This window comes from Neoroseomonas rubea, from assembly GCF_016106015.1.
Lineage (GTDB): Bacteria > Pseudomonadota > Alphaproteobacteria > Acetobacterales > Acetobacteraceae > Neoroseomonas > Neoroseomonas rubea.
In genome coordinates, this window is sequence record NZ_JACADQ010000141.1 from 1 (window position 1) to 9,951 (window position 9,951).

A 9,951-nucleotide genomic window follows, 5' to 3' on the forward strand; every position below is an offset into this window, starting at 1 on the left:
CAGTGCGGCCGCTGCCTCGAGGTCATCCGCGCGATGCTGGCGGCGGCGCTGCGCTGAGCGCGGCCGCCGCCGCCGCGAAGCGGGCCGGGTCGGCGATCACGCGCGGCACCTTGTGCTGCCCGCCCAACTTGCCCTGCGCGCGCATCCAGGCGGCGAAGGCGCCGGGCGGCAGGATCAGCACCTCGGGCACGGCCATCTGCGCGCCGTCGCGATGCGCCGCGTAGTCGTCGTTCTCGGCGCGCAGCGCCGCATCCAGCGCGGCGGCGAGACGCGGCGCGGCATCGGGCGGCACGGCGCCCGCCGCTTCCACGCACCAGCGATGCCGCCCGAGGCTGCCGTGGAATTCCGGCCCGACCATGTATTCCGCGACGGCAAGGCCGACCGCCTGCGCGGCCGCCATGATCGCCGCCTCGATCTCCTCGCCGGCGAGATGCTCTCCGAAGGCCGAGAGCGTCCATGACGTCCGCCCCGTCACCAGCAGCCGCGGCGGCGCGCGGTCGACGAAGCGCACCGTGTCCCCCAGCACATAGCCGAACAGCCCGGCGCAGGAGGAGACGACCACGGCATACTCGACGCCCGTCTCGATCGTCGCCGCCCAATGGCGCGTCGGCGTCGCGGCGTCGAGGTCTTCCACGGGGACGAACTCGAAGAAGCAGCCGCGGTCGAGATTCAACCGCAGCCCTTCCCCGTCCCCACGATCAGCGATGGCGACGAAGCCTTCGCTTGCCGGATAGACCTCCCGCGTCGCGCAGCCCGCGGGAAGGAAGGGCGCGAGCCGCTCGCGATAGGGCGCGAAGGCAACGCCGCCATGGATCAGCAGTTCGAGCGCGGGCAGCGGCGGCATGCCGTGCCGCGCCGCGAGCCGCTCGAACAGCAGCAGCAGCCAGGATGGCGTGCCGGAGACCATGCGGATCTCCCGCACCGGCGCCTCCGCCGCGAGACGCGCCAGCTTCGCATCCCAGTCGGCCAGCAGCGCGAGTTCCTCCGGCGGCCAGGACCAGCGGCGCAGCGCGCCCGGTACCTCATGCGCCGCGATGCCGGACAGGTCGCCTTCCCGCACGCCCGGCGCGACCTGTTTCAGGTCCGTCGACCCGCCGAGCATGAAGGACAGCCCGCCGAAGGGCCGCGCGCGCGGATGCGCCGCCAGGTGCCAGGCGAGCGTGTCCAGCGCCGCGCCGCGATTGGCGCGCACCATCTCCCGCGTCACCGGGATGCGCTTCGTCGTGCCCGATGTCGTGCCCGAGGACAGCGCGAGATAGGGCGTGCGCCCGGGCCACAGCACGCCGTCCAGCACGGGCAGCGCGGCGGCGACGTAGTCCGCGTGCAGCGCCTCATACCGCCGCAGCGGCACGGCGCGCTGGAAATCGGCGACGCTCCGGATGCCGGCGAAGCCATGGTCGCGGCCGAAGCGCGTGGCCTCGGCATGGCGCAGCAGGCCCAGCAGCAGGCGTTGCTGCTCCGCCGTCGGGTCCATCGCGCGCAGCCGGCGCAGCCGCGCGGCGACATAGGCCTTGAGGCAGGGCGTGGAATCGAAGGGGACGTTCACCGCCGCGGCTCCAGCCGCGTCACGCGCGGGAAGTCGCGCGCCACCGTCTCCGGCCGCAGGGGAATGCGGATCGATCGCCGTTCCCGCCACAGCGGCACCTGGTCGGCGAAGGCGGCCGAGCCGACCCAGCCATCCTGCCCGCCCCACAGCACGAACCAGTTCGCGTCCGGGTCGGCCATGTCGCTGACATGCCGCGCCATGGACCCGAAGGCCGCGACATGGCGCCCGGTGACGAGGCCATGGCTCGTCTTCATCGGCGTCTCCCGCGACCCGCCCACGGGGAAGTCGCCATAGGCGAAGGCGCCGCCGACCACGGGCAGGTTCACCAGCCAGTGGGAGACGCGCAGCCGGTGCATCTCCCCCCATGTGCCGAGCGCGGCGAAGTCCGTCGCGGCGACGCCCGCCGCCTGGCGCAGCACGGCGGCGCGGCGTTCGGGCGGCAGCGCATCGAGGTCGCGTAGCAGGAAGGCGGTGAGGAAATTCCACTGGCTTTCCGGTGCGCGGCGGTTGCCGGTCTCGCCCTGCCGCTCCTCGGGCTGCAGCAGGGGGACAAGGCGCGCGAGCAGCACCTCGAACCCCACGGCGGCGCGGCTGTCCTCGCTGTAGTTCCCATCCCAGCCGCGCAGCGCGGCCAGCAGCGGCGCGGCCTCCGCGATGCCCTCCATCCGCTGCGCGAGTGCTCCGGCGAGGCGCGCGGCGCGTGGCGATCGCGTATCCGTCTGCATCGCGACAAGGTCCGCCGGCGTCGCGCGCGGCGTCGCGGCCAGCATCTCCCGCAACCGTTCCACGCGGTCGCTGTCGGAGAAGAAGAAGCCGAGGAGCGGCGGCGCGCGGCTTCCCAGCGCTTCCGGCCGGTTGTTGGCGCTGGCGAGATACCCCTCGCGCGGGTTGACCACGAAGGGCAGGTCCGGCGTGCGCAGCAGCCGCTGCCAGGGCGCCGTCGCGGTCGCGTCGCGCGCATCCAGCACCGGATCCTCGCGCGGGATGCCGCGCCGGTCGGGGATGGTGGTGGCGTAGAACTGGCCGATGCTGCCGTCGCGATGCGCCCAGAGCATGTTCTGCGCGGAGACGCCGAAGGTGCTGAAGGCAGCGCGGAACTGCGAGCCATCCCGCGCCCGCGCAGCGGCGAGCAGCGCGGTGATCTCGTCGGTCGCCTCATGCCCCACCCAGCGCAGCGCCAGCACGTCGCCCGGACGGCGCGGGATCACGCTCGCATCCGTCAGAACCGGCCCGTGCGGCGTGACGCGCACCTCCCGCGTCGCGCTGAACCAGAGCCGCTGGCGGATGCGCACCGTCTCGCGGCGGAAGGCATCCGGCGGCAGGGCCGAGACGTCGAACAGGTCCGACGACGCCGCGCGCATGTTCGTCCCGCCCCAGCCGATGTCGGGATTCCGCCCGACGCCGAGGAAGGGCAGCCCCGGCACCATCAGCCCCGCCGCGTGGAAGGAAGGCGACCGCATCCCCGCCGCGAGCCAGAGATTCGGCAGGTTCAGCCCCAGATGCGGGTCGGAGGCGATCAGCGCCCCGCCGCTGGCCGACCGCCGCCCGGCTACCGCCATAGTGTTCGACCCGGCGCGGGACGTCCCCGCCAGGATCTCCCGCATCAGCGAAAGCCGTGCATCGAGTGCGGCTTCCGTCGCCGAGGACCCCGCCTGCACCGTGCGTTCCCACAGCCGCGCGAAGCCCGGCGTGCCGCGCGCCGGCAGCAGCGCGAAATAGCCGAGCCAGTTCACGTCGGTGCCCGCCAGCCGCCCGATGGCGAGCAGGTCGTCCTCCGTATACGGCTCGGGCGAAAGGCCGAGCAGGGCGAATTCCGGCGGCGGGCGCCGCGCGGTCATCGTCGCGTGGTTCAGCCCCGCGACGAAGGCGGCCATCAGCGCGCGCGTCTCCTCCGGCCAGGCGCTCCGGATCGCCGGCGCGGCGCGGCCGAAGTCGAGGATGCGCAACGCATGGTCGATCTCCGTCGCGAAGGGCCCGGCCACTTCCGACAGCCGCCCGCGCGCGGCCAGCCGCAGCAGCGCGACCTGCGCGCCGCGCAGATGCCCGTGCACCAGGCCCAGGGCGAAGAACAGGTCGCGATCCGTCTCCGCCTCCACCCAGGGGACCAGGTGGTCGTTCCAGCGGATGGTGACGGGCCGTTCCACCGACGCACCGGCAGCGGGCAAAGCGGCGAGGCGCTGCTCGATCGTGGCCGGGCGTGGGGACAGCGCCTCGCAGCCGGCCAGCAGGAGGAGGAGCGGGAGCAGGAGACGCTTCATGTGCGCCAGATGGTGTCGCGCCGTGCGGGCGGGAGGTTCCTGCGAACGCCGCGCGGCCTTGACGCGTGCCAAGGCGCCGAAGGCGGGCCGCCGCGGGGCTGTCGCGGCGTCAACCGGACAAGCCAGGCAAACCGGGTGCTTCCACCAGGCGGGCGAAAGCGTCGATGTGGCGCGACCAGGCTTCGGCCACCGGGGTCAATCGCTCGCGCGCATCGCCCGCGTGAGTGCGGCGACCGGCAACAGCCCGACGATCACGATCAGCAGCGCGGCGGTCGAGGCTTCGGCCAGCCTTTCGTCCGAGGCGAGGTTGTAGATCCGCACCGCCAGCGTATCGAGGTCGAAGGGCCGCACGATCAGCGTCGCCGGCAATTCCTTCATCGTATCGACGAAGACCAGCACGGCGGCGGTCAGCAGGGCGCCGCGGGCGAGCGGCAGTTCCACTTCCCGCACCGCCTGCCCCGGCGTGCGGCCCAGCACCCGCGCCGCCGCGACATAGGAAGGCTTGAGCCGCGCGAGGCCCGATTCCACGGCCGAGAGCGCAACGGCGAGGAAGCGGACAAGGTAGGCGAAGACCAGCGCCACCATCGTCCCGCTCAGCAGCAGCCCGGTCGAGACGCCGAAGGTCGCCCGCATCCAGGCATCGAGCGCGTTGTCGAACAGCCCGAAGGGCACCAGCGCGCCGACCGCGATGACCGAGCCCGGCAGCGCGTAGCCCAGGCCCGCGATGCGGTTCGCGGCGCTGCGCAGGGGGGAGGGATGCATGCGCGCCGCCCAGGCCATCATCCCCGCGATCAGCACGGCGAGCCCCGCCGTGATGCCTGAGAGCATCAGCGAATTGACGGCGAAGGGCAGGAAGCGCGACCGGTCCAGCGCATCCCCGCTGGTCGCCGCGAGCCAGGCGAGCGCGCCCGCCGGCAGCGCGAAGCCAAGAACCATCGGCATGGCGCAGGCGAGGATGGCGGCCGCTTCCTTCCAGCCGCGCAGCACGACGGGACGGAGCGGCGGATGGCGCGTGGTCGTCGCGTGGAAGCGCCGCCCGCCGCGCGTGATGTGCTCGAGCGCGAGCAGCAGCCCGACGCAGCCCAGCAGCGCGACGGACAATTGCGCCGCCGCGCCGCGGTCGTCCATGCCGAACCAGGCCTCGTAGATGCCGGTGGTGAAGGTGCGCACGCCGAAATGGTGGACCGTGCCGAAATCGGCCAGCGTCTCCATCAGCGCCAGCGCGATGCCGGCGGCCAGCGCCGGCCGCGCCAGCGGCAGCGCGACATGCAGGAAGGTGCGCGGCAGCCCGTGCCCCAGCGTGCGCGATGCCTCCAGCAGGCAGACGCTCTGCTGCAGGAAGGCGGCGCGGCACAGAAGGTAGACGTAGGGATAGAGCACCATGGCGAGCATCAGCGCCGCCCCGGGCAGGCTGCGGATCTCCGGCGCCCAGTAGTCGCCGTAGCGCAGCCCCGTCAGGTCCCGGAAGGCCTGCTGCGCCGGCCCCGCCACGTCGAGCAGCCAGGTGTAGACATAGCCGTTGAGATAGGCCGGCATGGCGAGCGGCAGCAGCAGCGCCACTTCCAGCACGCGCCGTCCCCGGAAGGCGCAGGTGGCGACGAGCCAGGCGGAGATCGCGCCCGCCGAGCCCGCCATGAGGGCCACGAGCAGCGCCATCAGGGCGGAGTTGCGCAGCATCTCCGGCAGCGTCGTGGTGGCGATGTGCAGGAAGCTCGCCCCCGGGCGCGTCGCGGCCGTCACGAGCACGGCCAGCAGCGGCGCGGCGATGGCCGCCGCGACGACCAGCGAGGCCCAGGCCCAGCCGGGCGCACGGCGGCGGCGCGCGGAGGGGGAAACCTCGGCGAGGGTGATGTTGCGAGCCATTCTCACCGGCCCGATACCACGCCGGGTGTCGCGCGGGTAGGGCGGGTCAGTTCCGAGGCAGGGGGGGAATGGTCACGCCGCCCCGGAACCCCTCGATCATCCAGTCATAGGGCTGCGCGCTGACCCGGATGGACCCGACCCTGGCCGCGCCCAGGTCCAGGATGATCGTCATGGTCGCCGTCCACATGCACAGCAGCAGGAAGCACAGCGTCCGCAGCGGCTTCTGGCGCAGGCCGAGCTGGAAGCCGAGCGCGGACATGGAGATGACGGTCATGCCCAGCAGCAGCCAGAAGAGCTGGGGCGGGAACAGCGTGGCGAAGGCGAAGCGTTCGGCCGTCGACAGGTCGAAGGTGGTGTTGAGCGCGTTCATCAGCGAGGCCGCGACCGGGTCCGGCCGCTCCCGCACGATGGCGGCCACATGGCCCCAGATCTCGCCCTGGAGGGCGTTGGTGCGCTGCGTCGCCGTGTCGAGCCAGGCATCGTCGCGCCCGGCACGGACGAAATCCCGGCGGGTCACGGCGTAGTCCTCGAGCAACCGCGCGATCTCCGCCCCGCGCGCATGCCCGATCGCCTGCGCCTGCAGCCAGGCGGTGCCGATCGCGTTCGTCTCCGCGAGCGTTCCCTCCCGCCGTTCCTGGAAGCGCGCGCTGGAGAAGGAGAGGGTCAGGGCCAGCACGAAGGCGAGCAGCCCCAGCATGCCCCCGACCACGACGGACACGCCTTCGCCCGGGTTCTCGTTGCGCAGCGCGAGGCGCCGGCCGAAGAGGTAGCCCACCTCCTTCGCCAGGGCCTGGATCAACAGCAGCACCGCCGCGAAGGCAAGGCCGCTGAATGCAGCGAGATGCTGGATCGCTTCGGTGACCATGCGGCGTCTACCCCTTGTCGGGGCGAGGATAGGTCCGCGGCGGGAGGGGCGTCCATCGCCCGGCCGGCTGGCGATGGCGCCCGGCCTCCCCTAGAACGGCGGGATGCAGACGAATTTCTCGCCCGCCCAGCTCGCCGATCCGGACACCGCCGAGAGCAACCGCATCCTGCGCACCTGCGTCCATTGCGGCATGTGCACGGCGACCTGCCCGACCTTCCTGCTGCTGGGCGACGAGCTCGATTCCCCGCGCGGGCGGATCTACCTGATCAAGGACATGCTGGAATCCGGCCGCCCGGCGACCGAGGAGGTGGTCCGCCATGTCGATCGCTGCCTGTCCTGCCTGTCCTGCATGACGACCTGCCCCTCGGGCGTGCACTACATGCACCTGGTCGACCATGCGCGGGCGTACATCGAGGAGACCTATCGCCGCCCCTGGCCCGAGAGGGCGCTGCGGCGCGTGCTGTCCTTCGTGCTGCCGCACCCTTTCCGGTTCCGCCTCGCCCTCGTCGGCGCCTGGTTCGCGCGGCCGTTCGCGGGGCTGGTGCCGGGGCGATCGCTGACGGCGCAGCGGCTGCGGGCGATGCTGCGGCTCGCCCCCGCGTCCGTCCCCTCGCCATCCCCCATCGAGCGGCCGCAGGTCCATCGCGCAGAAGGCCCGCGCCGCGCGCGCGTCGGGCTGCTGACCGGCTGCGCGCAGCAGGTGCTCGCACCTTCCATCAACGAGGCGACGATCCGCCTGCTGACGCGCATGGGCATCGAGGTGGTGGTCACGAAAGGCCAGGGCTGCTGCGGCGCGCTCGACCATCACATGGGCCACCACGACCCGGCGATGCGCGCGGCGCGCGCCAATATCGAGGCCTGGAGCGCCGAGATCGCGGGCGAGGGGCTCGACGCGATCGTGGTCAACGCCTCGGGCTGCGGCACCACGCTGAAGGACTACGGCCACATGTTCCGCGAGGCGCCGGAAGCCGCGCAGGCCGCCAGGGTCGCCGCTCTGGCCGCCGACATCAGCGAGGTGCTGACGCGCTTCGGCTACGCGCCGTCGCGGCCCGCACCCGACCTGACGGTCGCCTATCACGCCGCCTGCTCGCTCCAGCACGGGCAGAAGATCACCCAGGAACCCAAGGCGCTGCTCAAGGCGGCCGGCTTTGCGGTGAAGGAACCGGCCGAGAGCCACATCTGCTGCGGATCGGCCGGCACCTACAACCTGCTGCAGCCGGAGATCGCCGGGCAGCTCAAGGTGCGCAAGCAGGGCAACATCGCGCGCACCGGCGCTGCGCTCATCGCCTCGGGCAATATCGGCTGCCTGACGCAGCTGGGCGACGGCGCGATCCCCGCCGTGCACACGGTCGAACTGCTCGACTGGATGGCGGGCGGGCCGGAACCGGCCGCGGTCGAGCGCGCCCGAGCGGCGGGCTGAGTGCGGGCGGCCGCCCGGCTCTGGCGCGGGGAGGTCCCGCTTGCGGAGGCCTTCTGGCGCTGGGGCGTGCTGGGTGGCGTCGCGCTGAACCTCTGGTGCGGCATCGGCGCGCTGTGGCTGCACATGGCGGACCGCACCACAGCCGGCTTCGTGGTCGGCCATGCCATTCCGCTGCCCTACAACATCCTCGCCGCGGTCGGCATCTGGCGCGCGGCCGGGCGGCCGGATGCGGACCCGCGCTGGGCCGGGCCGGCGCGTGTCGCGGCGGTCCTGGGCATGGCGATCATGAGCCTTACATGAGGCTTGCCCCCGCCGCCCACCCGGGATGACCATCCGCCCATGCGCCTTGCCCTTCTCCTCCTCGCGCTTCTCGTCGCGGCACCCGCCGAGGCGCAGCAGCGCGCGCCGAACCGGGCCGAGGAGTCCCGCCGCGCCGAACTCGACAGCCTGTTCGACGGGCTGAAGACCGCGCCCGACGACGCCGTCGCGACCATGATGGAAGGTCGCATCCGTGCGCTCTGGGCCGAGCAGGCCTCCCCCGCCGCGCTTCTGCTGCTGCGCCGCGGCGCGCGCAACCTGGCCGCCCGCACGCATGACGAGGCGCTCGAGGATTTCGACGCCGCCATCGTACTCTCCCCCCAGGCGGCGGAACCCTGGCACCAGCGCGCCCAGGCCTATGCGGCGCTCGGCGACCCGGCCGCCGCGGCGCGGGACCTGCAGGAGGCGCTGCGCATCGAGCCGCGGCATTTCGGCGCGCTGCTGACGCTGTCCATGCTGCAGGAGGAACGCGGCGACGCGCGCGCCGCGCTGCGCAGCATGGAAGCCGCGCTCGCGCTGCATCCGCGCCTGCGCGGCGGGGAGCAAAGGCTGCGCGAGCTGCGCCGCAAGGTCGAGGGCGACGCGACCTGAATCACCCGCGTTTCGTGGGATTGCGCACGCGGGAGCGCGCCGCGCGCCGGAAAGCGTGCGCGTTCACACCGAAGTGCGGCGGGCATCGGCGCAAGGTCCCTTCATCGCATCGGCGAATGGACGTCGGGCGAGGAAAGGGAGAACCCCAATGACCATGCGGTACACGGCGGTGCGCTCCGCCATTCTCGCGAGCGCGTTCTTCGGCATGCCGGCCCTGGCGCAGGACCGGGTCGCCATCTTCTCCGGCGTCGGCGAAGGCGCGGAGATCCTCTACGTCGCCCCCGGCGACCCGCGCGCCCGCAGCGCCTTCGCCGCGGCCCCGGAGGCGAAGGCCCCGCTCGTCGCCACCGTGGCCCCTGGCGGGGACGGGATCGAGGTGACCTATGTCGCGGCCACGTCGGTCCACGACCCCAGTGCCTTCACCATCGTCCCAATGAGCTTCGGGCTCGGCGGCGGCACGCCTTCGCGGGGCCTGGACACCGGGCCGTGGAGCACCGGGCAGTAGGCGATGACGGAGGTGCCCGGTCGCGCTGGCGGCCGGGCGCTTCGCCCGGTGCGCCGCCGCCATGACCCTGTGCCGGGGGCCTGATCTTCGGCGCCCGGCCAGGCGCGCCGGAGCGGCGTTGCGCGGCGCGCACGCCGATGCCGGTCCGGTGCAGGCCGGGACCGGCCTCAGAGATCCGTCTCGGCCTCGAGTTCCGCCTCTAGCGACCGGCGCAGCGCCTCGGGCTGGAGGATGACGATGCCGCCGCGCTCCCGCGCGATGATCCCCTGGCGCATCAGCTCGGCGAATTCGCGCGAGACCGCTTCCCGCCGCGTGCCGATGCGCGCGGCGAGGATGTGCTGGCGGGGCGGCGGCGTCACGATGCGCTGCCCGTCATCCTGCGCGCCGTCGCGGCCCGTGCGCGGGCGCGACAGGCGCAGCAGTTCGGCGTGCACGCGCAGGCGGACCGGCAGCGCCTCCCGTTCCAGCAGGCGCTTGGCCTGGCGGCGCAGGATCTCCGTCACGTGGCGCAGCAGGGCGCGGCAGGCCGCGGGCGTGCTGCAGGCGGCGTCCATGAAGGACGCGGCCGGCACCGCGCAGAGCCGC

9 protein-coding genes are annotated in these 9,951 nt (G+C 73.3%); 4 read left to right on the top strand and 5 right to left on the bottom strand.

All coding sequences use genetic code 11. The annotated features are described in order from the left end of the window. Window positions 1–22: 22 nt before the first annotated feature. The 4 genes from HW577_RS14100 to HW577_RS14115 all read right to left on the bottom strand — a co-directional run bounded on the left by HW577_RS14100 (window position 23) and on the right by HW577_RS14115 (window position 6,532). Window positions 23–1,546 carry a GH3 family acyl-acid amido synthetase gene (locus tag HW577_RS14100; protein WP_198376774.1) on the bottom strand — a complete coding sequence of 508 codons (1,524 nt, stop codon included), beginning with the start codon at window positions 1,544–1,546 and terminating at the stop codon, window positions 23–25. Further along, window positions 1,543–3,804: a penicillin acylase family protein gene (locus tag HW577_RS14105; protein WP_198376775.1), complete on the bottom strand. Its 2,262-nt coding sequence runs from the start codon at window positions 3,802–3,804 to the stop codon at window positions 1,543–1,545. Before HW577_RS14105 ends, HW577_RS14100 begins: the two co-directional genes overlap by 4 nt. A gap of 195 nt (window positions 3,805–3,999) precedes the next feature. Next, window positions 4,000–5,667 (bottom strand): ABC transporter permease, encoded by a 1,668-nt coding sequence (locus tag HW577_RS14110; RefSeq protein ID WP_198376776.1) that lies wholly within the window; start codon window positions 5,665–5,667, stop codon window positions 4,000–4,002. 46 nt (window positions 5,668–5,713) lie between these two features. Further along, the gene (locus HW577_RS14115) at window positions 5,714–6,532 is read right to left on the bottom strand and encodes a hypothetical protein (protein ID WP_198376777.1); all 819 of its coding nucleotides are present in this window, start codon (window positions 6,530–6,532) and stop codon (window positions 5,714–5,716) included. A gap of 103 nt (window positions 6,533–6,635) precedes the next feature. Between HW577_RS14115 and glcF the strand changes: the two genes are divergently transcribed. The 4 genes from glcF to HW577_RS14135 all read left to right on the top strand — a co-directional run bounded on the left by glcF (window position 6,636) and on the right by HW577_RS14135 (window position 9,366). After that, on the top strand, window positions 6,636–7,952 hold the full coding sequence (gene glcF, locus HW577_RS14120) for a glycolate oxidase subunit GlcF (protein ID WP_198376778.1): 1,317 nt from the start codon (window positions 6,636–6,638) through the stop codon (window positions 7,950–7,952). Continuing rightward, window positions 7,953–8,252, top strand: a complete 300-nt coding sequence (locus HW577_RS14125; RefSeq protein ID WP_198376779.1) for a hypothetical protein — start codon at window positions 7,953–7,955, stop codon at window positions 8,250–8,252. A 39-nt stretch (window positions 8,253–8,291) separates the two neighbouring features. After that, complete coding sequence (locus HW577_RS14130; protein ID WP_198376780.1) at window positions 8,292–8,861, top strand: tetratricopeptide repeat protein; 570 nt, start codon at window positions 8,292–8,294, stop codon at window positions 8,859–8,861. A 148-nt stretch (window positions 8,862–9,009) separates the two neighbouring features. Then, window positions 9,010–9,366 (top strand): hypothetical protein, encoded by a 357-nt coding sequence (locus tag HW577_RS14135; RefSeq protein ID WP_198376781.1) that lies wholly within the window; start codon window positions 9,010–9,012, stop codon window positions 9,364–9,366. Between the two features lie 167 nt (window positions 9,367–9,533). On the opposite strand, the gene HW577_RS14140 is transcribed toward HW577_RS14135, so the two are convergent. After that, window positions 9,534–9,951: Crp/Fnr family transcriptional regulator (locus tag HW577_RS14140; protein WP_232474930.1), on the bottom strand; the 418-nt coding region annotated here is incomplete at its 5' end.

What these genes read in the sequence shown, in the direction of transcription:
- HW577_RS14130 (WP_198376780.1), top strand. Translation starts at nt 8,292, where the DNA reads ATGCGCCTTGCCCTTCTCCTCCTCGCGCTTCTCGTCGCGGCACCCGCC.
- HW577_RS14115 (WP_198376777.1), bottom strand. Translation starts at nt 6,532, where the DNA reads ATGGTCACCGAAGCGATCCAGCATCTCGCTGCATTCAGCGGCCTTGCC.
- HW577_RS14110 (WP_198376776.1), bottom strand. Translation starts at nt 5,667, where the DNA reads ATGGCTCGCAACATCACCCTCGCCGAGGTTTCCCCCTCCGCGCGCCGC.
- glcF (WP_198376778.1), top strand. Translation starts at nt 6,636, where the DNA reads ATGCAGACGAATTTCTCGCCCGCCCAGCTCGCCGATCCGGACACCGCC.
- HW577_RS14105 (WP_198376775.1), bottom strand. Translation starts at nt 3,804, where the DNA reads ATGAAGCGTCTCCTGCTCCCGCTCCTCCTCCTGCTGGCCGGCTGCGAG.
- HW577_RS14135 (WP_198376781.1), top strand. Translation starts at nt 9,010, where the DNA reads ATGACCATGCGGTACACGGCGGTGCGCTCCGCCATTCTCGCGAGCGCG.